The sequence below is a fragment of the Streptomyces sp. NPDC031497 genome, from assembly GCF_055580905.1.
Genome location: NZ_JBVIKO010000017.1, coordinates 24,922 through 49,153, shown reverse-complemented (window position 1 = coordinate 49,153; position 24,232 = coordinate 24,922). Strand labels below are relative to the sequence as shown.

At 70.6% G+C, this 24,232-nt stretch carries 21 protein-coding genes; 4 read left to right on the top strand and 17 right to left on the bottom strand.

From position 1 onward, the window contains the following. Positions 1-15: 15 nt before the first annotated feature. The 15 genes from ACZ5K7_RS30325 to rsmH all read right to left on the bottom strand — a co-directional run bounded on the left by ACZ5K7_RS30325 (position 16) and on the right by rsmH (position 16,602). Positions 16-300, bottom strand: a complete 285-nt coding sequence (locus tag ACZ5K7_RS30325) for a YggT family protein (protein ID WP_351695260.1) — start codon at positions 298-300, stop codon at positions 16-18. A 50-nt stretch (positions 301-350) separates the two neighbouring features. Beyond that, complete coding sequence (locus ACZ5K7_RS30320) at positions 351-992, bottom strand: cell division protein SepF (RefSeq protein ID WP_351695262.1); 642 nt, start codon at positions 990-992, stop codon at positions 351-353. Between the two features lie 126 nt (positions 993-1,118). Beyond that, the gene (locus ACZ5K7_RS30315; protein WP_351695264.1) at positions 1,119-1,838 is read right to left on the bottom strand and encodes a YggS family pyridoxal phosphate-dependent enzyme; all 720 of its coding nucleotides are present in this window, start codon (positions 1,836-1,838) and stop codon (positions 1,119-1,121) included. 6 nt (positions 1,839-1,844) lie between these two features. Further along, positions 1,845-2,573, bottom strand: a complete 729-nt coding sequence (gene pgeF, locus ACZ5K7_RS30310; protein WP_351695266.1) for a peptidoglycan editing factor PgeF — start codon at positions 2,571-2,573, stop codon at positions 1,845-1,847. A gap of 10 nt (positions 2,574-2,583) precedes the next feature. After that, positions 2,584-3,780: a cell division protein FtsZ gene (gene ftsZ / locus ACZ5K7_RS30305; RefSeq protein ID WP_351695268.1), complete on the bottom strand. Its 1,197-nt coding sequence runs from the start codon at positions 3,778-3,780 to the stop codon at positions 2,584-2,586. 277 nt (positions 3,781-4,057) lie between these two features. Continuing rightward, positions 4,058-4,852, bottom strand: coding sequence for a cell division protein FtsQ/DivIB (locus tag ACZ5K7_RS30300; protein ID WP_351695456.1), 795 nt, complete (start codon positions 4,850-4,852; stop codon positions 4,058-4,060). Between the two features lie 28 nt (positions 4,853-4,880). Next, complete coding sequence (murG, locus tag ACZ5K7_RS30295; RefSeq protein WP_362567496.1) at positions 4,881-5,969, bottom strand: undecaprenyldiphospho-muramoylpentapeptide beta-N-acetylglucosaminyltransferase; 1,089 nt, start codon at positions 5,967-5,969, stop codon at positions 4,881-4,883. Positions 5,970-5,975: 6 nt separating this feature from the next. Beyond that, complete coding sequence (gene ftsW / locus ACZ5K7_RS30290) at positions 5,976-7,331, bottom strand: putative lipid II flippase FtsW (RefSeq protein WP_351695271.1); 1,356 nt, start codon at positions 7,329-7,331, stop codon at positions 5,976-5,978. A gap of 66 nt (positions 7,332-7,397) precedes the next feature. Continuing rightward, complete coding sequence (gene murD, locus ACZ5K7_RS30285) at positions 7,398-8,825, bottom strand: UDP-N-acetylmuramoyl-L-alanine--D-glutamate ligase (protein ID WP_351695273.1); 1,428 nt, start codon at positions 8,823-8,825, stop codon at positions 7,398-7,400. Further along, positions 8,807-9,880, bottom strand: coding sequence for a phospho-N-acetylmuramoyl-pentapeptide-transferase (gene mraY, locus ACZ5K7_RS30280; RefSeq protein ID WP_351695275.1), 1,074 nt, complete (start codon positions 9,878-9,880; stop codon positions 8,807-8,809). Before mraY ends, murD begins: the two co-directional genes overlap by 19 nt. Beyond that, complete coding sequence (locus ACZ5K7_RS30275) at positions 9,877-11,304, bottom strand: UDP-N-acetylmuramoyl-tripeptide--D-alanyl-D-alanine ligase (RefSeq protein ID WP_351695277.1); 1,428 nt, start codon at positions 11,302-11,304, stop codon at positions 9,877-9,879. Before ACZ5K7_RS30275 ends, mraY begins: the two co-directional genes overlap by 4 nt. 4 nt (positions 11,305-11,308) lie before the next feature. Continuing rightward, the gene (locus ACZ5K7_RS30270) at positions 11,309-12,973 is read right to left on the bottom strand and encodes a UDP-N-acetylmuramoyl-L-alanyl-D-glutamate--2,6-diaminopimelate ligase (RefSeq protein WP_468918131.1); all 1,665 of its coding nucleotides are present in this window, start codon (positions 12,971-12,973) and stop codon (positions 11,309-11,311) included. Positions 12,974-13,015: 42 nt separating this feature from the next. After that, complete coding sequence (locus ACZ5K7_RS30265; RefSeq protein ID WP_468918130.1) at positions 13,016-14,803, bottom strand: peptidoglycan D,D-transpeptidase FtsI family protein; 1,788 nt, start codon at positions 14,801-14,803, stop codon at positions 13,016-13,018. Positions 14,804-15,006: 203 nt separating this feature from the next. Continuing rightward, a complete protein-coding gene (gene ftsL / locus ACZ5K7_RS30260) occupies positions 15,007-15,555 on the bottom strand; it encodes a cell division protein FtsL (RefSeq protein WP_468918128.1) in 549 nt (182 codons plus the stop codon). A 42-nt stretch (positions 15,556-15,597) separates the two neighbouring features. After that, on the bottom strand, positions 15,598-16,602 hold the full coding sequence (gene rsmH / locus ACZ5K7_RS30255; RefSeq protein WP_351695285.1) for a 16S rRNA (cytosine(1402)-N(4))-methyltransferase RsmH: 1,005 nt from the start codon (positions 16,600-16,602) through the stop codon (positions 15,598-15,600). A gap of 298 nt (positions 16,603-16,900) precedes the next feature. Here rsmH and ACZ5K7_RS30250 point away from each other — a divergent pair, with 298 nt between their 5' ends. The 4 genes from ACZ5K7_RS30250 to ACZ5K7_RS30235 all read left to right on the top strand — a co-directional run bounded on the left by ACZ5K7_RS30250 (position 16,901) and on the right by ACZ5K7_RS30235 (position 22,546). Further along, complete coding sequence (locus ACZ5K7_RS30250) at positions 16,901-17,512, top strand: beta-class carbonic anhydrase (RefSeq protein ID WP_468918126.1); 612 nt, start codon at positions 16,901-16,903, stop codon at positions 17,510-17,512. A gap of 263 nt (positions 17,513-17,775) precedes the next feature. Further along, complete coding sequence (locus ACZ5K7_RS30245) at positions 17,776-18,816, top strand: AAA family ATPase (RefSeq protein ID WP_351695289.1); 1,041 nt, start codon at positions 17,776-17,778, stop codon at positions 18,814-18,816. Then, the gene (locus ACZ5K7_RS30240; RefSeq protein WP_468918124.1) at positions 18,816-20,162 is read left to right on the top strand and encodes a DUF58 domain-containing protein; all 1,347 of its coding nucleotides are present in this window, start codon (positions 18,816-18,818) and stop codon (positions 20,160-20,162) included. The genes ACZ5K7_RS30245 and ACZ5K7_RS30240 overlap by 1 nt, the downstream gene beginning before the upstream one ends. After that, complete coding sequence (locus tag ACZ5K7_RS30235; RefSeq protein ID WP_468918123.1) at positions 20,162-22,546, top strand: transglutaminase TgpA family protein; 2,385 nt, start codon at positions 20,162-20,164, stop codon at positions 22,544-22,546. The genes ACZ5K7_RS30240 and ACZ5K7_RS30235 overlap by 1 nt, the downstream gene beginning before the upstream one ends. Positions 22,547-22,686: 140 nt before the next feature. Here the strand turns inward: ACZ5K7_RS30235 and ACZ5K7_RS30230 are convergent, their stop codons facing one another. Both ACZ5K7_RS30230 and ACZ5K7_RS30225 read right to left on the bottom strand, forming a co-directional pair. Then, the gene (locus tag ACZ5K7_RS30230; RefSeq protein ID WP_351695295.1) at positions 22,687-23,076 is read right to left on the bottom strand and encodes a DUF3040 domain-containing protein; all 390 of its coding nucleotides are present in this window, start codon (positions 23,074-23,076) and stop codon (positions 22,687-22,689) included. Positions 23,077-23,353: 277 nt separating this feature from the next. Next, positions 23,354-24,124 (bottom strand): methyltransferase, encoded by a 771-nt coding sequence (locus ACZ5K7_RS30225; protein WP_351695297.1) that lies wholly within the window; start codon positions 24,122-24,124, stop codon positions 23,354-23,356. Positions 24,125-24,232: the final 108 nt, after the last annotated feature.

The following is a 24,232-nucleotide window of genomic DNA, read 5'->3' as shown; positions in this document are numbered from 1 at the left end:
AGGTCACATCGCTCATCACAGCCGACCAACGATCGCGATCAGGATGTAAACGATGATCATCAGTACGAAGAAGGACAGGTCGAGCGCCACGCCCCCGAGACGCAGCGGCGGGATGACCCGCCGCAGAAGCTTGAGCGGTGGATCGGTGACAGTGTAGGTGGCCTCAAGTACCACCACCATCGCCTTGCCGGGTTGCCATGAGCGGGCGAACTGGAACACATAGTCCATGACCAACCGGAAAAGCAGCACGATGAGGAAGCACATCAGCGCGATGCGAATCACATCCAGGAACACGCTCATGATCCGTGCTTCCCTCTCCCCTGTCCCGTGCCTTGTACCGGTGTCGCGTCTCAGCTCTGGTTGAAGAACCCGCCCTCTGCGATACGGGCCTTGTCCTCCGCCGTGACATCGACGTTAGCAGGCGACAACAGGAACACCTTCTGCGTCACCCGCTCGATGCTGCCGTGAAGACCAAACACCAAACCAGCCGCAAAGTCGACAAGTCGCTTCGCGTCTGTGTCATCCATCTCAGTCAGATTCATGATCACCGGGGTGCCCTCACGGAAGTGTTCCCCGATGGTACGGGCCTCGTTGTAGGTCCGAGGGTGAAGCGTGGTGATCCGGTAAGGCTCTCGTTCCGACACGACCTTGGGCATGATCACCGGTGCGTTCTTCTCCAGGCTTGCGCGTTCTTGTGTGATGGACGCCACGGGGGCGATACGCGCTGGGCGTCCCGATTCCGCGGCTAGCGAAGCGGCATGCGACACCGGTTCGCGCGGCGCCGGCGGCTGTACCACTCGTACCGAATCGTCCCTTTGGGACTGGTGTGCGCTGTGGGACTGGTGCGACGGCTCATGCCGTCGGTGGTCCCGTTCGGGCTCCGGGTCCAGTTCGGGCTCGAAGTCGTCGTCGGGGTCGAATCCGCGGCCGTCGTACCCATCGTCCTCCACGAGGCCGAGGTAGACCGCCATCTTGCGCATCGCGCCGGCCATGCTCTGAGTCCTCCGCTCTGTGGTGGATCGGTGACGACTGCCAAGTCCCGCGATCCACGTGGCCGTTGTGCCCGTATTGGGCCGCATTGACCATATTTTCTGCTGTGGTCCGACTTCTTGGCGACGTTACCCGAGCCTGGGGCGGACGCCGAGTACCGCAGTGCCGACGCGCACATGTGTCGCCCCGGCGGCCACGGCTTCCTCAAGGTCCGCACTCATCCCTGCGGAGACCATGTTCGCAGCCGGATGGGCTCGGCGCAGGCGGGTCGACAAATCCATCAACCGCTCGAACGCCGCTTGTTGGCGCCCCGCGTACTCCCCGGTGAGCGGCGCGACGGTCATCAGGCCGCCGAGCCGCAGCCCCGGCGCCGCGGCGACGAGGTCGGCCAACTCTTCGATTCCGCCCGGCGCCACACCGCCGCGCTCACCCCTTCCGCTCGCACCGGCGTCGAGCGCGACCTGGAGCAGACACCCCACCTCGCGCCCGGCCCGCACCGCTTCCCTGGACAGCGCCCCGACGAGCTTGGAACGATCGACGGACTGGACGATATCCGCGTAACCCACCACGGATCGCACTTTGTTGGTCTGCAACTGGCCAACAAAGTGCCAAGCAAGGGGCAGATCGGCGCATTCAGCGGCTTTGGGGGCGGCGTCCTGGTCCCGGTTCTCGGCGACATGCCGCACGCCGAGTCCCGACAGGATCCGCACATCGCTCGCCGGGTAGGTCTTGGTGACCACGATCAGGGTCACCTCCTCCCGCTTGCGCCCGGCCGCCGCACAGGCGGCGGCGATGCGCTCTTCCACTTTCGCCAGATTTCCGGCGAGTTCGGTCTTACGGTCCGTCATGTCCCATCAGTCCAGCCACACATAGCCCGCGAGCCGCCCGGTGGTGCGGTCGCGACGGTACGAGAAGTGATCGCCCGACTCCAGCGTGCACACCGGCGACTGCGCCCGGTCGAGCACCCCGGCGCGTGCGAGCTGCGCGTGCACACCGGCGCTCACGTCGACCGCCGGAGTGCCCCAGCTGGTCTCGGCGTGCGCCGTCGGCTCGACCTCGGCCACTTCGGCGCGCATCGCCTCCGGCACCTCGTAGCACCGTCCGCAGACGGCCGGCCCGGTGCGGGCGACGATCCGGGCCGGGTCGGCGCCGAGCGACTCCATGGCGTCGATCGCGGCCGGCACGATCCCCTTCACCATGCCCGGCCGTCCGGCATGGGCGGCGGCGACCACCTGGGCCACCGGGTCGGCCAGCAGGACCGGCACGCAGTCGGCGGTCAGCACGGCGAGGGCGAGCCCCCGGGTCGCGGTCACCAGTCCGTCGACCGGCGGAGTCTGCCGGGTGGTCCAGGGCCCCTCGACCTCGGCGACGAGATTGCCGTGCACCTGGTTCATCCAGACCACCCGGCCGGGGTCCAGGCCGAGCGACTTGGCGGCGAGTTCCCGATTGGTCCGCACCACGTCGGGGTCGTCGCCCACCGCTCCGCCCAGGTTGAGCTGCTCGTACGGAGCGGCGCTCACCCCGCCCCACCTGTCGGTGAAAGCGAAGTGCGCGCCGCTCACGGTTTCGCGCTGTCCTATCACGACTGAAGGATCACTTGAGGAAGTCCGGTACGTCCAGTTCCTCGGCCGCGCTGTCCGTGTAGGAACGCGACGGCGGAACCGGCGGGGCGACCGGGATGTCGGCCACCGGCTCGGGGGCCGGCTCCGGCTCCTCCTTCGGGGTCACGCTGCCGAGCGAGCCGAAGGACGGGCGGGACTCGGGCTGCCGGGCCGGAGCGGGCTCCTCGCGGCGGGCCGAGGACGAGGACGAGCCCAGTACGGTGTCCCGGCGGGCCGGGGGCTGGCCCCCGTCGAAGCCGGCCGCGATGACCGTGACGCGGACCTCGTCGCCGAGGGCGTCGTCGATGACCGCGCCGAAGATGATGTTGGCCTCGGGGTGGGCGGCCTCGCTGACCAGCTGGGCGGCCTCGTTGATCTCGAACAGGCCGAGGTCGGAGCCGCCGGAGATGGAGAGCAGGACGCCCCTGGCGCCGTCGATGGAGGCCTCCAGGAGCGGCGAGGAGATCGCCATCTCCGCGGCCGCCACCGCGCGGTCGTCGCCGCGGGCCGAGCCGATGCCCATGAGGGCCGAACCTGCCTCGGACATGACGGACTTGACGTCGGCGAAGTCGAGGTTGATCAGGCCGGGGGTGGTGATGAGGTCGGTGATGCCCTGGACACCGGAGAGCAGGACCTGGTCGGCCGACTTGAACGCGTCGAGGACCGAGACCTGGCGGTCGGAGATGGAGAGCAGCCGGTCGTTGGGGATGACGATGAGGGTGTCGACCTCTTCGCGGAGTTCCGCGATGCCGTCCTCGGCCTGGTTGGCGCGGCGCCGGCCCTCGAAGGTGAAGGGACGGGTGACCACGCCGATGGTGAGGGCGCCCAGCGAGCGGGCGATGTTGGCCACGACGGGGGCGCCGCCGGTGCCGGTGCCGCCGCCTTCACCGGCCGTCACGAAGACCATGTCGGCCCCCTTGAGGACCTCCTCGATCTCCTCGCGGTGGTCCTCGGCGGCCTTGCGGCCGACGGCCGGGTTGGCGCCGGCGCCGAGTCCACGGGTGAGTTCACGGCCGACGTCGAGCTTGACGTCGGCGTCGCTCATCAACAGCGCCTGTGCGTCGGTGTTGATGGCGATGAACTCGACGCCCTTGAGACCGACCTCGATCATCCGGTTGATGGCATTGACACCACCGCCGCCGACACCGATGACCTTGATGACTGCGAGGTAGTTCTGCGGTGCTGCCACGTCGAAGGCCTCTCGCCTCGAATTACGTTGCCGTCGCCATGCGATGCCCGCGTGGGACGGCAGATGCCGATTGGGACGGTCCGTAGCGCCGACCCGAACCCTAACGTTGAAGTTTAGGGTTACCAGTGTGTCTGTTCCCTGGAGTCTTCTGAACAGGACACTAAGTCGACAAGTGGCGCGCGTTCAACGAACACGCCGAACCTCCCGTTTTTCTTTTCACCCTATGTGATCAGCCGTAGCGGTGCCCAACCAGGGTGCTGGCCTGCGCAGATGTGCGTCAACTAGCCGATGACGCAGGGGCGGTGGGAACACTCACGTCGAAGTGCCGCGCACCGGAAGCGGCTTTCATGAGAGCGGTGAGCGTTCGCGCCTTGGCGGCGCCGTTCTCGGCACTGCCCCACTCGACAGTGCGGCCGCCGCCCAAGTCCAGCGTGATGTCGTCGTAGGAGCGGACCTTGAGGGTTCGGGTGTCCCGGCGGACGGCGGCCGGAATGTCACCCGCGACATCCACGGCTTCCCGCACCAGCCGGTCGGTGCCGAAACGGCGCAGGCTCGCGGTGGCCGAACCCGACCGGGACAGACTCAATTCCAGCGACGGAGCACCTTTCGGCGCCTGCGAAACCGTCGCGAAACGGACGCCTTCCTTGTCCACTTCGGTGAACTTTCCGCCCTTTTCGATGAGCAGAACCGGAGTGCGCTCGGTCACTTTCAGCCCGATTCCATGGGGCCAGGAACGGACGACGTCAATCTCGTCAATTCGGGGCAGTTTCCGGCGCAGTCGGGCCTCGATGCCGTCGGTGTCGACGGAAATCAGCGGCGCGCCGACGGGGACGTCGGCCGCCTCCAGCACCTCCTCCGGCGTCAGAACGGCCGTACCGGAGACGGAGACATGCCGAAGGCGCAGCCACGGGGAGCCGTAGAGCAGCCAGACGGAGCCGGAGCCCAGGAGGACAACGACCAGAACCAGAATGACGATCGTACGAAAGCGGCGGTTCCGCCAGCGCCGGGCGGGCGGCGGGCCGGACGACTCCTGCTGGCGTTCACCGCGCTCGGCGGTGGTCGGTCCGGCCACGCTGCTCACTTGCCTTTCGTCATACGGCCTAACGGCTGGAGGCGATCGCCTCGTACACCATCCCGACGAGCAGGTCGTCGGCGTCCCGGCGGCCGAACTCACTTGCCGCGCGGGACATCTCGTACAGCCGGTGCGGGTCGGCGAGCACGGGCAGGACGTTCTGCTGCACCCACTCCGGGGTGAGTTCCGCGTCGTCGACCAGCAGACCGCCGCCGGCCTTGACCACCGGCTGGGCGTTCAGCCGCTGTTCGCCGTTGCCGATGGGCAGCGGGACATAGGCGGCCGGGAGCCCGACGGCGGAGAGTTCGGCGACGGTCATCGCGCCCGCACGGCAGAGCATCATGTCGGCCGCGGCGTACGCGAGATCCATCCGGTCCAGGTAACTTACCGGGATGTACGGGGGCATCCCCGGCATCTGGTGCACCTGCGGCAGTTCGTTCTTCGGGCCGACCGCGTGCAGGATCTGGATGCCGGCCTGCTGGAGCCAGGGGGCGACCTGCTGGATGACCTCGTTGAGACGGCGGGCGCCCTGGGAACCACCGGAGACCAGCAACGTGGGCAGGTTGGGGTCGAGGCCGAAGCGGTGCCGGGCCTCGGGGCGGGCGGCTGCACGGTCCAGGACGGAGATGGAGCGGCGCAGCGGGATGCCGATGTAGCGGGCGTCGCGCAGCTTGCTGTCCGGGGTGGAGACCGCGACCCGGGCGGCGTACCGGGAGCCGATCTTGTTGGCGAGGCCGGGGCGCGCGTTGGCCTCGTGGATCACGATCGGCACGCCGAGGCGCTTGGCGGCGAGGTAGCCGGGCAGGGCGACGTAGCCGCCGAAGCCGACGACGCAGTCCGCCTTGGTGCGCTCCAGGATCTGCTCGGCCGCCTTGATGGTGCCCCGCAGCCGGCCCGGGACGGTGATCAGTTCAGGGGTGGGCTTGCGGGGCAGCGGCACCGCCGGGATCAGGGCGAGCTCGTAGCCGCGCTCGGGTACCAGCTTGGTCTCCAGGCCGCGCTCCGTGCCCAGGGCCGTGATCCCCACGGTGGGGTCCTGCCTGCGCAGGGCGTCCGCGAGGGCGAGCGCGGGCTCGATGTGGCCGGCGGTCCCCCCACCAGCGAGTACGACATGCACCGAAATTCACCGCTCTCCGGACGAGCGCGCCACCGGGGCGCGCCGTCGCATCGTGTTCCATCTCCGAGGGCCCCGAGGACTCCCAGCCCCCCGCTTTCTACCAAAGCGAGGTTGCCGCGCCGCAAGCGCCGCCCGCGCAGCGGGCTCGTCGCGCGCGAAGGCGATCAGCAACCCGATGGCGAACATGGTCGGCAGCAGGGCGGAGCCTCCGTAGGAGAACAGCGGGAGGGGGACTCCGGCGATCGGCAGCAGGCCGAGCACCGCACCGATGTTGATCACTGCCTGGGCGGTGATCCAGGTGGTCACGCCTCCCGCGGCGTACCTCACGAAGGGGTCCTCCGTGCGTCCGGCCACGCGGATACCCGCATAGCCTAGAGCCGCGAAGAGGGCCAGTACCGACAGCGTCCCCGCCAGGCCCAGTTCCTCACCGGTGACGGCGAAGATGAAGTCGGTATGGGCTTCGGGCAGTTGGCCCCATTTTTCCACACTCGCACCGAGTCCGGAGCCGAAGAGTCCGCCGGAGGCCAGGGCGTAAATGCCATGAACCGCCTGCCAGCAGTCGGCGACGCCGGTCTTGGGCTCGGTGGCGCCGATGCAGGCGAGCCGGGCCATCCGGTTGGGGCTGGTCTTGATGAGGATCACACCGAGCAGGCCGGCGATCGACAGCACCCCGGCGAACAGCCGGGTCGGCGCCCCCGCCAGCCACAGCAGGCCGAAGAGGATCGCGGTCAGGATGATCGCCGTACCCATGTCGCCGCCGAGCATGATCAGCCCGAGCAGCAGGAAGCTGACCGGGACCAGCGGCACCAGCATGTGCTTCCACTGGGTCAGCAGCCGCTTCTCCTGTTTGCGCGCCATCAGGTCGGCGCCCCACAGCACCAGGGCGAGCTTGCCGAACTCGCTGGGCTGGATCTGGAAGGAGCCGCCGAGGGAGATCCAGTTCTGGTTGCCGTTGACCGACATCCCTATCCCGGGGATCTGCACCAGGGCCATCAGGAAGACGGCACCGGCGAGGATCGGATAGGCGAGCGCCCGGTGCAGTTTCACCGGCATGCGGGACGCCACGAACAGCAGCACGCCCCCGATACAGGCGGCCAGGAACTGTTTGCGGAAGAAGAACGAACCCGGCAGCGACATCTGCAGCGCGGTGATCTGGGAGGCCGAGTAGACCATCACCAGGCCCAGCACGATGATCAGCAGACTGCCACCGAGGATCAGGTAGTACGCGGTCAGCGGCCGGTCCCAGGCCCGGAGCAGGCGCGTGTGGAGTCGCCGCAGCGGATTGTCCAGCTGCGTACGGGCGGCGGCGGGCCTGCGGACTGCTCGCTGTACGGGCGGTCGGCCGGTGCGGCTACCTGGCATCAACGCCTCCGCTGAACGTCGACCGTCCCACGCGTCCCTCCCAAGGTCGCCCGGCAGGCGGCCGGGTCAGGCGCCGAGTTCGCGAACAGCCTGAGCGAACGCGTCACCGCGCTTGTTGTAGTTGGCGAACATGTCCATGGAGGCACAGGCGGGGGCAAGCAGCACCGTGTCTCCGGCGACAGCGAGTCGCCGCGCCTCCTGGACCGCCGCGAGCATCGCCCCAGTGTCGGTCCGGTCGAGGTCGACGACGGGTACTTCCGGCGCGTGTCGCGCCAGGGCGTCCCGGATGAGGGCGCGATCGGCACCGATCAGCACCACGCCGCGAAGTCGCTTTGCCGACTTGGCGACCAGTTCGTCGAAGGTCGCCCCCTTCGCCAGACCGCCCGCAATCCATACGATCGGCTCATATGACGCCAAAGAGGCTTCCGCCGCGTGCGTGTTGGTCGCCTTGGAGTCGTCGACGTACGCGACGCCGTCCACGTCGGCCACGTGCGCGATGCGGTGGGCGTCCGGGGTGAAGTTCCGCAGCCCGTCCCGTACGGCCGTGGCGGGCACCCCGAAGGCGCGCGCGAGGGCCGCCGCGGCAAGGGCATTGGCGATGTTGTGCGGGGCGGGCGGGTTGACGTCGGAGACCTCGGCCAGCTCCTGGGCGTTCTGCTGCCGGTTCTCGACGAAGGCGCGGTCGACCAGGATGCCGTCCACGACACCGAGTTGGGACGGCCCCGGGGTGCCGAGGGTGAAGCCGATGGCCCGGCAGCCCTCCTCGACGTCGGCCTGCCGCACCAGCTCCTCGGTGAGCTTGTCGGCGACGTTGTAGACGCAGGCGACCCGGTTGCCCTCGTAGATACGGCCCTTGTCGGCGGCGTACGCCTCCATGGAGCCGTGCCAGTCGAGGTGGTCGGGGGCGAGGTTGAGCACGACCGCGGAGTGGGCGCGCAGGGAGGGCGCCCAGTGCAGCTGATAACTCGACAGCTCGACGGCCAGGACGTCGTACTCCTCGTCGCCGAGGACCGCGTCGAGCAGCGAGACGCCGATGTTGCCGACGGCGGCCGTGCGCAGGCCGGCGGCCTTCAGGATCGACGCCAGCATCTGGACGGTGGTGGTCTTGCCGTTGGTGCCCGTGACGGCCAGCCAGGGCGCCGCCTTCTTACCGTCCTGGCCCCGCAGCCGCCAGGCGAGCTCCACGTCGCCCCAGATGTCGACACCGGCTTCACGTGCCGCCTGGAACAGCGGCTTGTCCGGCTTCCAGCCGGGCGCGGTGACGATCAGCTCTGTGCCCTCCGGCAGGGTCGCACCGTCACCGAGGCGCACGGTGATGCCGAGCGCCTCCAGCTCCGCGGCCTGGGCACGCGCGCGTGCGTCGTCGCCGTCGTTGACGACCGTGACGATCGCCCCGCGCGCGTGCAGCACCTTGGCCGCCGGGACACCGGAGACGCCGAGCCCGGCGACGGTGACGTGCCTGCCCTGCCAGTCGGTCACTTTTGCGCTGCCCATCCTGCGTAGAAGAGCCCAAGTCCGACAATCACACAGATGCCTTGGATGATCCAGAAGCGGACCACCACCAGGACTTCGGACCAGCCCTTGAGTTCGAAGTGGTGCTGGAGTGGCGCCATCCGGAAGACGCGCCTGCCGGTGAGCCGGAAGGAGCCGACCTGGATGACGACCGACATGGTGATGAGGACGAACAGGCCGCCCATGAGGGCGACGAGGAGTTCCGTGCGGGACAGGATCGCGAGGCCCGTGAGGACACCGCCGAGCGCGAGCGAACCGGTGTCGCCCATGAAGATCTTGGCCGGCGAGGTGTTCCACCACAGGAAGCCCAGGCAGGAACCCATCAGCGCGGAGGCGATGACCGCGAGGTCCAGCGGATCGCGGACCGTGTAGCAGGCGTTGGGGTTGGTCAGGGTCATCGCGTTGGCGCAGGACTCCTGGAACTGCCAGACGCCGATGAACGTGTAGGCGCCGAAGACGAGCACGGAGGCGCCGGTGGCGAGCCCGTCCAGACCGTCCGTCAGGTTCACGCCGTTGGACATCGCGAGGATCATGAACAGCGCCCAGACCACGAACAGCACCGGGCCGATGGTCCAGCCGAAGTCCGTGATGAAGGACAGCTTGGTGGACGCCGGGGTGTTGCCGATGGCATCCGGGAACTGCAGCGAGAGCACCGCGAAGGAGATGCCGACGATCAGCTGGCCGGCCATCTTCGCCTTGGCCCGCAGACCCAGCGAACGCCGCTTGACGATCTTGATGTAGTCGTCCAGGAAGCCGACCAGGCCCATCCCGCACATCAGGCCGAGCACCAGCAGGCCCGAGTAGGTCGGGGCGTAGCCGGTGATCACCTTGGACAGGAAGTAGGCGGCGACCGTCGACAGGATGAAGGCGATACCGCCCATCGTCGGCGTACCGCGCTTGCTGGCGTGCTCGCGCGGGCCGTCGTCACGGATGTACTGGCCGTAGCCCTTGCGGGCGAGGAGCTTGATCAGCAGCGGGGTGCCGACCAGGGTCAGGAAGAGACCGATGACGCCCGAGAAGAGGATCTGCTTCATCATCGGGCATCAACACCCTCGGCACCGCTCTGGAGGAGCGCCTGGGCAACGCTCTCCAGGCCCACCGACCGTGATGCCTTCACGAGGACGACGTCCCCCGGGCGCAACTCGCTGCGCAACAGGTCGACCGCCGCCTGTGCGTCGGACACGTGCACCGACTCCTCACCCCACGAACCCTCGTTATATGCGCCCAGTTGCAGCCAGGAGGCTTCCAGTCCCCCGACCGCGACGAGCTTGCCGACATTGAGCCGGACGGCGAGCCGTCCGACCGCGTCGTGCTCGGCGAGCGCCTCGTCCCCGAGCTCGGCCATCTTGCCGAGCACCGCCCACGTGCGTCCCCCCTTTGCCTGTGCGGCTGTGCCCATGGCCGCGAGCGCGCGCAGGGCGGCTCGCATGGACTCGGGGTTGGCGTTGTAGGCGTCGTTGACGATGGTCACGCCGTCCGGGCGCTCGGTGACCTCCATACGCCAGCGGGAGAGGGAGCCAGCCTCGGAGAGCGCGGTGGCGATCTCTTCCGCGGACATGCCCAGCTCATGGGCGACGGCGGCCGCGGCGAGCGCGTTCGACACGTGGTGCTCACCGTACAGGCGCATGGTCACATCGCTTGCACCGGAGGGTGTGTGAAGGCTGAACGCGGGCTGTCCCGTGTCCGTGAGTCGTACGTTCTCGGCGCGTACGTCCGCTTCGGCCGACTCTCCGAAAAGGACCACCTTCGCCTTGGTACGGGATGCCATGGCCCGCACCAGGGGGTCGTCCGCGTTGAGGATCGCGGTGCCGCCGTCCTCGGCCGGGGGCAGGGCCTCCACCAACTCGCCCTTCGCCTGGGCGATCTGCTCACGGCCGCCGAACTCGCCGATATGGGCGGTGCCGACGTTGAGGACCAGGCCGATCCTCGGGGGCGTCAGATCCGTCAGGTAGCGGATGTGGCCGATGCCGCGGGCGCCCATCTCCAGCACCAGGAACTTCGTCTCCTCGGTGGCGGACAGGGCGGTCAGCGGCAGCCCGATCTCGTTGTTGAACGAGCCGGGCGTGAAGACGGTCGGTGCCTTGGTGCGCAGCACCTGGGCGATGAGGTCCTTGGTGCTGGTCTTGCCGGCCGAGCCGGTGAGAGCCACGAGGGTTGCGCCGAGCCGTCGTACGACATGGCGGGCGAGGGCGCCCAGGGCGGTCTGGACGTCGTCCACGACGATCGCGGGCACGCCGACGGGGCGGGACGCCAGAACGGCGACCGCGCCCTGTCCGACGACCTGTGCGGCGAAGTCGTGGCCGTCCACGCGTTCGCCCACGAAGGCGGCGAAGAGGCTGCCGGGGCCCGCCTCGCGGGAGTCCCGGACGACCTCTGAGGTGACCTGGACGGACGGATCCGGTATGTCGTGCGTCTGCCCGCCGACGACTTCAGCGATCTCGGCGAGGGAGAGGGCGATCACAAGTTCATCCCTGGGTCTTCTGGATAGCTTCGCGAAGCACCTGGCGGTCGTCGAAGGGACGAACCACGCCGGCGATGTCCTGGCCCTGCTCATGGCCCTTGCCGGCGACCAGCACGGTGTCGCCGGGGTGGGCGCGGGCGACGGCCGCGGCGATCGCGGCGGCCCGCTCCTCGAAGAGGAGCACCTCGCCGCGCTCGTGGGCGGGCACCGTGGCGGCGCCTTCGAGCATGGTCGCGAGGATGGCGAGCGGGTCCTCGGAGCGGGGGTTGTCGGAGGTCAGTACGGCCGTGTCGGCGAGCCGGGCCGCGGCGGCGCCCATCGGGGCCCGCTTGGTCCTGTCGCGGTCGCCGCCGCAGCCGAGGACGATGTGCAGCCGGCCCTTGGTGACCTTGCGCAGGGCCTTGAGGACCGATTCGACGGCGTCCGTCTTGTGGGCGTAGTCGACGACCGCGAGGTAGGGCTGTCCGGCGTCCACGCGCTCCAGGCGGCCCGGGACACCCGGGACGGCGGCGACGCCGTCGGCGGCCGTCTGCGGGTCGAGGCCCGCGGCGGCCAGGGCGACGATCGCGGCGAGGGTGTTGGCCACGTTGAAGGGGCCCGGCAGCGGCGACTTGGCGGCGATCCGGACGTCCCCGGGCCCGACGACGGTGAACGTCGAGTCCATCGGGCCGATGTGGACGTCCGCGGCCCGCCAGTCGGCGTCGGGGTGGCCCTCGGCGGAGTAGGTGACGACCGGGACGCCGGCCTCGCGGGCGAGTCTGCGGCCGTACTCGTCGTCGACGTTGACCACTCCCCGTCTGCTGCGTTCCGGGGTGAAGAGCTGCGCCTTGGCCCGGAAGTAGTCCTCCATGTCGGAGTGGAACTCCATGTGTTCCGGGCTGAGGTTGGTGAAGACCGCGATGTCGAAGACGCAGCCGTCGACCCGGCCGAGGACCAGGGCGTGGCTGGAGACCTCCATGGCGACGGCCTCGACGCCGCGCTCGCGCATGACGGCGAACAGGGCCTGAAGGTCGGTGGCCTCGGGGGTGGTGCGCTCGGACTTGATGCGCTCGTCGCCGATGCGCATCTCGACGGTGCCGATGAGTCCCGTGCCGCGCGTGCCCTTAAGGCCGCCCTCGACCAGGTAGGCCGTGGTGGTCTTGCCGGAGGTGCCGGTGATGCCGATCTGGAGCAGGTCGCGGCCCGGGTGACCGTAGATGGTGGCCGCGAGTTCGCCCATCCGCGCGCGCGGATCGTCGACGACCAGGACCGGCAGACCGGTCGCGGCGGCGCGTTCGGCGCCCGTCGGGTCGGTCAGCACGGCGACCGCGCCGAGGCCGGCGGCCTGGGCGACGAAGTCGGCGCCGTGCAGCCGGGCACCCGGCAGGGCGGCGTACACGTCACCGGGGCGGACCGCGCGCGAGTCATGGGTGATGCCCGTGACCTCCACCGCGTTGCCGGCGGTGTCCGGGACGGCGGCACCCAGCTGATCGGCGAGCTCCGCGAGGGGTGTGGCGGAGACCTGAACCGGCCGGGGCGGCCCCGGATATGTCACGGAAGCGCCCTTCTGGGTGGTTTGGGACTGATCAGCGTGTGGCACGGCGGTGAGCGTACCGGGCGCACCCGCTCCGGAGCGAAGTGAGGGGCTCGGGGCCCGGTGGTTCCCGGGATCGGGGGTGATCGTTGTCACGGACTCGTTCCTGGTGGTCTTTCCGAAAAGCTGGGGCGCTGATCAGGGCTTGTAGTCGACGGGCAGGTTCGCCGCCTTGGCGCCGGTCGGCGGGATCTGCAGGGTCTTGAGGGCGAACTCCATCACCTGCTTGTAGATCGGGCCGCAGATCTGGCCGCCGAAGTAGCTGCCGGCGGTGGCGTTCTGGATGGCGCAGTAGACGGTGATGCGGGGGTTGTCCGCGGGCGCGAACCCGGCGAACGACGAGGTGTAGCCGCGGTATCTGCCGGTGGCCGGATCCACTCGGTTGGCGGTGCCGGTCTTGCCCGCGACGTTGTAGCCGGGGATGGCGGCCTTGGCGCCGGTGCCCTGCTCGTCGTCCACGACGGACTCCAGCATCTCGGCAAGGGTCTTGGCCGTCTTCGCACTGACCACGCGCGACTTCTTGGGCTGCGCGGCCGGGGTGAAGCGGCCGTCGGCGCCCTTGGAGCCGCGCACCAGGGACGGCTCGACCCGGACTCCGCCGTTGGCGATGGTCGAGTAGACGGAGGCCGCCTGCATGGCGTTGATGGAGAAACCCTGGCCGAAAGGGATCGTGAACTGCTGCGAGGTCGACCACTTGGCCGGGGCGGCCAGGATGCCCCGGGTCTCGCCGGGGAAGCCGAGCCCGGTGTAGCCGCCGATGCCGAACTTGCGCAGATACGAGTAGAGGACCTGGTTGGCCTGCTCCTGGGTCTTGCCGAGCTGGCCGGTGGCGAGGATGGTGCCGATGTTGCTGGACTTGGCGAGCACGCCGTTGAGCGTGAGGTACCAGGTCGCGTGGTCGATGTCGTCCTTGAAGAGCCGGTCGCCGCGGTGCAGCCGGTTGGGCACCACCACATGGGTGAGCGGGGTTGCCGCGTTCTCCTCCAGAACGGCCGCCATCGACATCACCTTGGCGGTGGAGCCGGGCTCGTAGGCGTCCTGGAGGGCGGCGTTGCCCATCGCGGCGGCGTCGGCCGTCGACAGGTCGTTCGGGTCGAAGCCGGGCGAGTTGGCCATCGCCAGGATCTGTCCGGTCCTGGTGTCCTGGACGACCACATAGCCGCGGTCCGCCTTGGACTTCTCGACCTGCTCGGTGATGGCGTTCTGCGCGGCCCACTGGATGTCCCGGTCGATGGTCAGCTCGACGTCCGCGCCGGGCACCGCCGGGGTCTCCGTGGAGCCCGCGGTGGGCACCTCACGGCCGCCGGACTGGGCGTAGCGGATCTTGCCGTCCTTGCCGGTCAGCTGCTTGTCGAGCTGCTGCTCGATACCGCCGCCGCCCTTGCCGTCGACGTTGACCCAGCCCAGTATCCCGGCGGCCAGGTCGCCGTTCGGGTACACGCGCTGGCTGCTGGGGTCGGCGAAGACACCGGCGAGCACGTTGACGGTGCCGCCCTCGGTGTCGGCCTTGTTGGTGAGCGCGGTCTTCAGGTCCTTGATCTGCTTCCAGACCTGCGGGGTCTGCCGGGCGGCGAGCCGGACGTAGCGCAGTTCCCTGTTCTCGGGCCGCAGCAGCTTGACCAGGTCGGCCTGGTTCTTGCCGAGGATCGGGGCGAGCAGCGCGGCGGCCTGCTCGGGGCCGTCGTCCACCTTGAGCTGCTTGCGGGTGAACATCGTGGGGTCGGCGGTGATGTCGTAGGCGTCCTCGCTGATCGCCAGCGCCACGCCGTTGCGGTCGGTGATCCCGCCGCGCTCGGCGGCCAGGGTGTGCACGACGTACCGGTTCTGTTCGGCCTTGGCGGCGTACGCGCTGGCGTCGACGGCCTGCACCTGGAGCAGCCGTCCGACGAAGACCAGCAGCACCAGGGTCAGGGCGAAGCCGACCATGCGCAGCCGGGGGCGGGGGCTGCCGAGCCGCAGGGGGGGCGAGGGCGGAGGGCGCCGCGCGCTCGGGCGGCGGACCGGGCGAGCGCCGGGGCCCGGCTGACTGCGGACGGCGCCCCTGGGCTCCCGGGGGCGGGGCGGCTTGGCGGGGCCGGGCACACGGCGGCGCGGCGGTTGCCTTTCTCCCGTAGTGTCTGGCACTTCCGTCACCTGCCGGGGGTCGTGGTCGGGGTCGTCACGGGCGTGAGTGCCGGCGTCGGGGCCGTCACCGGTGTGGTGACCGGCGTGGGTGTCGGTGCGGTCACCGGAGCGGAGACGGCCGCCGTCGGCGCGGCGACGGACGGCGTGCCGATGACCTCGGGGGCGGGCGGCTGGGTGGTCCCGCGCAGAGCGGCGGGGCTGGGGACGCCCTTGACGGTGCCGTCGGAGCCGAGGAAGGCCGGGTCACCGCCGGGGACCATGCCGAGCTCACTGGCCCGGCGCTGGAGGGCGTCGGGGGCGGAGTAGGCGTCGATGTCCCGCTGCAGGGCCTGTTCCTCGTCGGTGAGGTTCTTGGTCTGCTTCTGCAGGTCGTCGAGTCTGAACGAGCCCTCGCTGAGCGCCGAGTTCAGCACCAGCAGGCCGATCAGGCCGCCGCCGAGCAGCAGGACGACCAGCAGGACGAACGGGGTACGGGCGGCCTGGTTGGCCCGGCCGACCGGAAAGAGCCGGGCGAGCCGGGCGGCCCGCCCTTTCAGCTCGGGTTTCCTACTCACGTGTCCTCCGGTGGGTCCGGAAACCCCGCGTGCTCACGCCGCTCATTCGATGGACTCCCTGATGCGCTGGGCCCCTCGAAGACGCGCGGGGGCGGCCCGGCGGTTCTCGGCGACCTCTTCCTCGGTGGGAAGTTCGGCACCGCGCGTGAGCAGCTTGAGCCGGGGCTGGTACTGCTCGGGCACGACCGGCAGTCCGGGTGGCGCGGTGGTGGCGGCACCGGCCGCGAACACCTGCTTGACGAGGCGGTCTTCGAGCGAGTGGTACGACAGTACGGCGATCCGACCGCCGACCGCGAGGGCCTTCACCGCGGCCGGGATCGCCCTTTCCAGGACGGCCAGTTCGCCGTTGACCTCGATGCGCAGCGCCTGGAAGGTGCGCTTGGCCGGGTTGCCGCCGGTGCGCTTGGCGGCCTGCGGCAGGGAGTCCCGGATCAGCTCGACGAGCCGGGCGCTGTTGCTGAACGGCTCCTTCTCGCGTTCCCGGACGATCGCCGAGACGATCCGCTTGGCCTGCTTCTCCTCGCCGTACGCGAACAGGATGCGCACGAGGTCGCCGGGCGGGTAGGTGTTGAGGACCTCGGCGGCGCTGATGCCGGTCGTCTGGTCCATGCGCATGTCCAAGGGTGCGTCCTGGGCGTAGGCGAAGCCGCGGTCCGCCTCGTCGAGCTGCATGGAGGAGACACCGAGGTCGAACAACACGCCCTGCACGCGCGCGATGCCGAGACGTTCGAGTACCCCGGGCAGCTCGTCGTACACGGCGTGCACCAGGGTGGCGCGGTCACCGAAGGGGGCGAGGCGTTCGCCGGACAGGCGCAGCGCCTCCTTGTCACGGTCCAGGGCGACCAGACGGGCCTCGGGGAAGCGGGTCAGCAGCGCCTCGCTGTGGCCGCCGAGGCCGAGGGTGCAGTCGACGACCACCCCGCCCGGCGCCTCCAGAGCGGGCGCCAGCAGGTCCAGGCACCGCTGGAGCATCACCGGGACGTGTCGGCTCTCGCCCTCCGGTCGCCCGCCACCGCCCTTGTTCGGAAGCGCTTCGCGCCCTTGCATTCTTGGGGGCCTCTCAGGTTCCGCGCGGGAGATACGCACCGCCGGGTCCCCGCCCGCTCGGTACGCGCGCCGCGCACGTGGGGAGACGGTCCGGGCGCCGTGCCGGGGTCTCCAGGGGATTTCACCAGCGGGGAGAGCCTCGCCTCCCGCTTCGCGTCACTTTAGTCCACCGTGTCGCCCGGTCAATCAACCGGCCTGCGCGGCGCGTACGACATGGCGGCGGGGGCCGCGATTGGAAAGGAATCACCCGTACGGCCCTGGTTTGCCCTCCGTGTGGGTTAGCTCACAACAAGCCACCATGGCGTTCTTTGTGCCCTCTCACAGCAGGCTCCGACCGCCCGTGACCAGTACCGTCGTGTCTATGACGACTTCCGCAGCAGCTCCCACTGGATCCGAAGGCGCCATAACCGACGGCGGCACCGTGACGGACCGCCTGGTCGACGCCAACCAAACGTACGCAGCCGCCTTCACCGACCCCGGTATGGACGCCCGGCCCGTCCTGCACGTGGCTGTGGTGTCCTGTATGGACGCCCGTATCGACCTGCACAAGGCGCTCGGCCTGCACCTCGGCGACTGTCACACCATCCGCAACGCCGGCGGTGTGGTCACCGACGACGTGATCCGCTCCCTCACCATCAGCCAGCGCAAGCTCGGCACCCGCAGCGTGGTCCTCATCCACCACACCGGCTGCGGCCTGGAGGCCCTCACCGAGGACTTCCGCACCGAGCTGGAGATGGAGGTCGGCCAGCGCCCGGCCTGGGCGGTGGAGTCCTTCCGGGACGTCGACCAGGACGTACGGCAGTCCATGCAGCGGGTGCGCACCTCGCCGTTCCTGCTCCACACCGACGACGTACGCGGCTTCGTCTTCGACGTCCGCACCGGCCTGCTGCGCGAGGTCGATCCGGCCTGAGCCGACCGGCTCCGACGGACCGCCCGCCCCGAAAACCGCCGCCGTACCCTGTCAGGACCCTGTCGAATACACGGTCGAAAGGCCGTAAGACCGACATAGTGCGGGCAGTTGTCCACAGGCGAGTGACACGAATCGGTAACGGCAGCAAGAATGCGGTGTGAGACGTCGCGCGGAACTATTCACGCGTGGTGTCCGTGTTTCGGGGTGGGCCGGTTCCGCTGACAGAGCGCCGGCCCGGGCAATGTAGGGCCGAGGAGGGCCGGGTGACGACCTATGACGATCGAGCGAGCCTCACAGATCTGACCGCCACTGTGGAGCGGGTCCGCAGTTCGGTGGAGGGTGTGATCGAGGGCAAGCCCGAGGTCGTACGGCTTTCGCTGACCGTGCTGCTGGCCGAGGGACATCTTCTGATCGAGGACGTCCCCGGCGTGGGCAAGACGATGCTGGCGAAGGCGCTGGCGCGGTCCATCGACTGTTCGGTGCGACGCATCCAGTTCACGCCCGACCTGCTGCCGTCGGACATCACCGGCGTGTCCATCTGGGACCAGCAGCGCCGGGACTTCGAGTTCAAACCGGGCGCCATCTTCGCCCAGATCGTGATCGGCGACGAGATCAACCGCGCGTCGCCCAAGACCCAGTCCGCACTGCTGGAGTCGATGGAGGAGCGGCAGGTCACCATCGACGGGCAGACCTATGAACTGCCCAGTCCGTTCATGGTGGTGGCCACCCAGAACCCGGTCGAGATGGAGGGCACCTACCCGCTGCCGGAGGCCCAGCGCGACCGCTTCATGGCCCGCGTCTCGGTCGGCTACCCCAGCGTGGAGGCCGAGTTGCAGATGCTCGACATCCACGGCGGGGCGAGCCCCCTGGAGGACCTGCAGCCGGTGGCGCACGCGCACGACATCGTGAAGCTCGTCGAGACCGTGCGGGGCGTCCATGTCGCCGAGACGGTCCGGCGGTACGCGGTGGACCTGGTCTCCGCCACCCGTACCCACCCCGACCTCAGACTCGGCGCCTCGCCGCGCGCGACGCTGCACCTGCTGCGCGCGGCGAAGGCGTCCGCGGCCCTGAGCGGCCGGGAGTACGCGCTGCCGGACGACGTGCAGGCGCTCGCCGTGGCGGTGCTGGCCCACCGGCTGCTGCCCACCGCCCAGGCCCAGCTCAACCGGCGCACCGCGGAACAGGTCGTCCAGGAGATCCTGCAGCAGACCCCGGTACCCGCGGCCCCCCGCCAGCAGAGCGGCTTCGGCGGTCTGGGCCAGGGCGTCCCGGCGTATCCCCAGCAGCCCCCGCGGAGTCTGTGATGAGCGCCCCGGCGGAGGCCGACCGCGAGGAGTCGGGCGGCATCCGCACGGCCCTGGCCGGGCTGACCACCCGTGGCCGCTCCTTCCTGGCGGCCGGCATCGCGGCGGTGATCTGCGCGTACATACTCGGCCAGAGCGATCTGCGCCGGGTCGGGCTGCTGCTCGCCGTGCTGCCGCTGATCTGCGCGGCCGTGCTCTACCGCACCCGCTACCGGGTGGCCGGCAGCCGCCGGCTCTCCCCCTCGCGGGTGCCGGCCGGCAGCGAGGCCCGGGTCCATCTGCGGATGGACAACGTCTCGCGGCTGCCCACCGGCCTGCTGATGCTCCAGGACCGGGTGCCCTACGTCCTCGGCCCGCGCCCGCGTTTCGTCCTGGACCGGGTCGAGCCGGGCGGCCGCCGGGAGGTCTCCTACCGGGTCCGCTCGGACCTGCGCGGCCGCTATCCGCTGGGCCCGCTCCAGCTGCGCCTGACCGACCCGTTCGGAATGTGCGAACTGACCCGGTCCTTCTCGACGTTCGACACCCTGACCGTCATCCCGCGCGTGGAGCCGCTGTCGCCGATCCGGCTCGGCGGCGAGGCGAAGGGGTACGGCGACGGGCGGCAGCGCTCCCTGGCCCTGGCCGGCGAGGACGACGTGATCCCGCGCGGCTACCGGTACGGCGACGACCTGCGCCGGGTGCACTGGCGCTCCACCGCCCGCTACGGCGAGCTGATGGTGCGCCGCGAGGAGCAGCCGCAGCGCGCCCGCTGCACGGTACTGCTGGACACCCGGGGCATCGCCTACGAGGGCGCGGGCCCCGACTCGGCGTTCGAATGGGCGGTCTCCGGCGCCGCCTCGGTCCTGGTCCACATGCTCGAACGCGGCTACTCGGTCCGGCTGTTGACGGACACCGGCAGCGCGGTGCCCGGTGAGGGCGCCGACGGTTTCGCGGGCTCCGGCCAGGATTCGGCCGACGCGGCCGGGCTGCTGATGGACACCCTGGCCGTGATCGACCACTCGGACGGCGCCGGCCTGTCCCGGGCCTACGACGTGCTGCGCGGCGGGAACGAGGGGCTGCTGGTGGCCTTCCTGGGCGACCTCGACGAGGAACAGGCGGCGATCGCCACGAAGATGCGCCAGCGCAGCGGCGGTGCCGTCGCCTTCGTCCTGGACCCGTTCACCTGGGTGCGGGAGCCCACCGACGTGCCCGCCGCGGGCCACGCCCACGAGGAGGGGCTGCGGATGCTGCGCGAGTCCGGCTGGACGGCGGTCGGCGTGCCGCGCGGCGCCCCGCTCGCCGACTTGTGGCAGCAGGCCGACCGGGAGCGCCTCTCGGTGGCCGCGGCGGGCGGCGAGGCCCGGTGATGAGCGGACGGGCCCGGCTGGCCCTGACCGCGGCGGCGGCGACGCTGATGGCGTCCTGTGCCCTGCTGCCCCTGGTCTCCCCGAAGACCTGGCTGTTCCAGGCGGCCTTCCTGGTGGCGATCCAGACCGGCGTGGGCGCGGCCGCGCGCCGGGTGCCGCTGGCCCGGCCGCTGACCGTGGCCGCGCAGGCCCTGGCCACGCTGCTGATGCTGACCCTGGTCTTCGCCCGGGGCCACGCCGTCGCCGGGCTGATCCCCGGCCCGGACACCTTCCGGTACTTCGCCGACCTGCTCCAGCAGGGCTCCGAGGACGTCAGCCGGTATGCGATACCCGCGCCGCTGTCGGACGGCATCCGGCTGATGCTGATCGGCGGGGTACTGATCGTCGGGCTGATCGTGGACACCCTCGCGGTGACCTTCCGCAGCGCGGCCCCGGCCGGACTGCCGTTGCTCGCGCTGTACTCGGTGGCGGCGGGCCTGTCCGACGGGCCGAACGACTGGTTCTGGTTCCTGGTGGCGGCGGCCGGCTATCTGCTGCTCCTGCTCGCCGAGGGCCGGGACCGGCTCTCGCAATGGGGCCGGGTGTTCGGCGGGGTCTCGCGCACCCCGGGCGGCCAGGAGAGCGGCGCGGTGGCCCCGGTGCGCACCGGCCGCCGGATCGGCTTCGCCGTGCTGAGCGTGGCCCTGTTCGTGCCGTTCGTGATGCCCTCGATCCAGGGCGGCCTGCTGGACGGCACCGGGAACGGCGTCGGCGTGGGCGCCGGGAACGGCGGCACGATCTCCGCGGTCAACCCCCTGGTGTCGCTGCGGGACAGCCTCAACGTGGACGAGGACCGTCAGGTGCTGTCCGTACGGACCACCACCGCCGACGTCTCCGACCTGTATCTGCGGATCGTCTCCCTGGACGACTTCGACGGCACCACCTGGAAGCCGGCCCAGCGGCACATCACCGGCGTCCCGGACACCTTCCCGACCCCGGCCGGCCTGGGCGGCGACATCAAGCGGGCGACGGTGCGGACCACGATCTCGGCCGCCGACTGGTACGCCCAGGACTGGCTGCCGATGCCGTACCCGCCGAGCGGGGTGAAGGTCGCCGGCACCTGGCGCTACGAACCCGTCGGGATGACGCTGGTCGGTGACCACGGGCAGAACACGCGCGGTGAGACCTACCAGGTCACCAGCCTGGACGTGCAGCCGACGGCGGAGCAGCTGGCCACGGCGCCGGAGCCGACGGCCGCCATGAGGAAGGACTACACCAAGGTGCCTTCCTCGCTGCCGTCGGTGGTGGCGCGGACGGCCCAGGAGGTCACCGCGGGCGCGACGAACCACTACGAGGAGGCGGTCAAGCTCCAGGACTACTTCGCGGTGAACGGCGGCTTCCAGTACGACACCCAGGTGCAGGTCGGCCGGGGCGAGGGCGCGATCGCGAACTTCCTGAAGCAGAAGCGCGGCTTCTGCGTGCACTTCTCCTTCGCGATGGCCGCGATGGCCCGGACGCTGGGCATCCCGGCCCGGGTCGCGGTGGGCTTCGCGCCCGGCACCCCGCAGGCCGACGGCACGGTCTCGGTGGGTCTGAAGGACGCGCACGCCTGGCCGGAGCTGTACTTCGAGGGCGTGGGCTGGACCCGGTTCGAGCCGACCCCGACCCGGGGCACGACGCCGTCGTACACCGTCTCGGACACCCCCGGCTCCTCGGTGCCGGACCAGGCCGTGCCCTCCACGGGCGCCTCGGCGGCGCCGTCGGCCTCGGCCTCGGCGAGCGAGAGCTGCACGGCCCAGATGCGCAGGCAGGACATCTGCGCGAGCCCGTCGGCGGCGGGTGCGGTGACGGCCGGCGACGGAGGCGGGCCGTCCCTGTGGTGGCTGCTGGGGCCGCTCGGCGGTATCGCCGTGGTGGCGGTGCTGCTGTCACCGATGCTGTGGCGGCAGCGGGTGCGGGCGAAGCGGCTCGGTTCGTATGCGCGGACCGAGGAGGGCATCGCGGCGCACACGCTGGCGGTCTGGCAGGAACTGACCGACACGGCATGGGACTTCGGCATCCTGCCGGACGAGTCACAGACCCCGCGCGGGACGGCCGCCCGGATCGTCCGCCTGGGCCGTCTCGACCCGGCGTCGGCCGCTTCGGCGCACCGGGTCGCGGACGCGGTCGAGCAGGTGCTGTACGCGCCGCGGTCGCGGCTGACGCCGGGGATCGCGGACGACGTCCGCCGGGTGGCGGTCGGACTGGACGGCCCGGCGAGTGGCCCCACCCACTTCAGGGCGCTGCTCCTGCCGCGGTCGGCCGTGCGCGTGCTGTGGGCGATGTCGGCCGGGTGGGCGCGGCTGCGGGAGCGGGTGGCAGCCTACCGGCCGACGCTGCGGAAGCCTTCGGGGCAGCAGGGCTGAGGGCCGCTGCGCGGAGCGGGCCCGAGGGAACACGACTGAGGGGTGACCACCCACTGGGTGGTCACCCCTCAGTCGTACGTGAAGCTCAGTCGTACGTGAAGCTCAGTCATGCTTGAAGCTCAGTCGTGGAAGCGGCGAAGTCAGTGGCCCTGTTCGTCGCGGCGGCGCTGCCAGCGCTCCTCGATGCGGTCCATCATCGAGCGCTTCGGCCGGCCCTGACGGCGGGCCTGCGGGCCTCCCGCGGGCTGTTCGCCGGGCTTGGGAGCCTTGCGCCAGCCGGTGACGGCAAGGACCGCGCAGCCCAGCATGACGAGGAAGCCCACCACGCTGACCCAGATCTGCTGTGCGACCATTCCGGCCATGAGGAGCGCGATACCCACGAGGAAGCCTGCGGCCGCCTGGTAGACCCGTCGCCGGGTGTACGTCCGCAACCCGCTTCCCTCAAGCGCTGTCGCGAACTTGGGGTCTTCGGCGTACAGCGCTCGCTCCATCTGCTCAAGCATTCGCTGCTCGTGCTCCGAGAGCGGCACGGCGTCCTCCTCATCGTGCAGTCGCCAGGGCGACCCGGGGGGTCCCTTCAGGATAGGCAGGGAATCGCCCCCGTGAAACCCGCCCCTCTAGGCCAATTGGCCAACCGGAATCCGCCATGGCCGTTCCGGCTCGCTGAGGCTTCCATTCCCCAGCGGCCGTCCCGTCATGCCGAGCGGTCTCCCTCGATCATACGGCGCAAACCCCTCGATCGGGGGGCCTGTGGCGTACTCCATCCGCTGCCGAGCCCCTGATCAGCGGGCTCGTCTCAGGAGAATCTCAGGCCCCGGCCGCACCCGGAGTCTCGCCGAGCACATGAAGCTGGGTGGCGACGGCGTGGAAGGCCGGGAGCTCGGCCGCGGCGGCCTCCAGCTTCAGCAGGGCGTCGAGGGCGCCGGGCTCGGTGTCCACCAGGACGCCGGGTACCAGGTCGGCGAAGACCCGCACGCCGTGCACGGCGGCGACGGCCAGGCCCGCGCCCTCGACCAGGCCGGTGAGCTGCTCGGCGGTGAAACGGCGCGGCATGGGGTCGCCGCTGCCCCAGCGGCCGTCGGGGTCGTCGAGGGCCTGCCGGGCCTCCTTGAAGTGCCCGGCGAGGGCCCGCGCGACCACGGCCCCGCCGAGCCCGGCGGCGAGCAGGCTGAGGACGCCCTCGGAGCGCAGCGCGGCCACCGTGTTGCGCACGCCCTCGGCCGGGTCGTCGACGTACTCCAGGACGCCGTGGCAGAGCACCACGTCGTGGCTGCCGCGCTCGACCACGTCGAACAGGCCGAGGACGTCGCCCTGGACGCCCTTGACCCGGTCGGCGACACCGGCCTCGGCGGCGCGGCGCTCCAGCGCGAACAGGGCGTTCGGGCTGGGGTCGACCACGGTGACACGGTGGCCGAGGCGGGCGAGGGGCACGGCGAAGTTGCCGCTGCCGCCGCCGGTGTCCAGGACGTCCAGCGCGTCCCGGCCGGTGGCCTTGACCCGGCGGTCGAGGGCGTCCTGGAGGACCTCCCAGACCACGGCGGTACGGAGAGAAGCGCGGGGTCGTGTGGGGTCCGGCACGGCAGTTGACTCCTCGGCGCGGCACCGCCTGTTGCCCGGCGGCGCGAACTCGGTGCCTCCCCTGCCCGGGGTGCGGGAGGAAGGAAGGCTTCAGGCGCTCTCCACCCT

Excerpts from the sequence above, each read along its gene's own strand:
- ACZ5K7_RS30325 (WP_351695260.1), bottom strand. The coding sequence starts at position 300 with ATGAGCGTGTTCCTGGATGTGATTCGCATCGCGCTGATGTGCTTCCTC.
- ACZ5K7_RS30320 (WP_351695262.1), bottom strand. The coding sequence starts at position 992 with ATGGCCGGCGCGATGCGCAAGATGGCGGTCTACCTCGGCCTCGTGGAG.
- ACZ5K7_RS30315 (WP_351695264.1), bottom strand. The coding sequence starts at position 1,838 with ATGACGGACCGTAAGACCGAACTCGCCGGAAATCTGGCGAAAGTGGAA.
- ftsW (WP_351695271.1), bottom strand. The coding sequence starts at position 7,331 with ATGCCAGGTAGCCGCACCGGCCGACCGCCCGTACAGCGAGCAGTCCGC.
- murD (WP_351695273.1), bottom strand. The coding sequence starts at position 8,825 with ATGGGCAGCGCAAAAGTGACCGACTGGCAGGGCAGGCACGTCACCGTC.
- mraY (WP_351695275.1), bottom strand. The coding sequence starts at position 9,880 with ATGATGAAGCAGATCCTCTTCTCGGGCGTCATCGGTCTCTTCCTGACC.
- ACZ5K7_RS30265 (WP_468918130.1), bottom strand. The coding sequence starts at position 14,803 with ATGGTCGGCTTCGCCCTGACCCTGGTGCTGCTGGTCTTCGTCGGACGG.
- rsmH (WP_351695285.1), bottom strand. The coding sequence starts at position 16,602 with ATGCAAGGGCGCGAAGCGCTTCCGAACAAGGGCGGTGGCGGGCGACCG.
- ACZ5K7_RS30250 (WP_468918126.1), top strand. The coding sequence starts at position 16,901 with ATGGCGTTCTTTGTGCCCTCTCACAGCAGGCTCCGACCGCCCGTGACC.
- ACZ5K7_RS30240 (WP_468918124.1), top strand. The coding sequence starts at position 18,816 with ATGAGCGCCCCGGCGGAGGCCGACCGCGAGGAGTCGGGCGGCATCCGC.
- ACZ5K7_RS30235 (WP_468918123.1), top strand. The coding sequence starts at position 20,162 with ATGAGCGGACGGGCCCGGCTGGCCCTGACCGCGGCGGCGGCGACGCTG.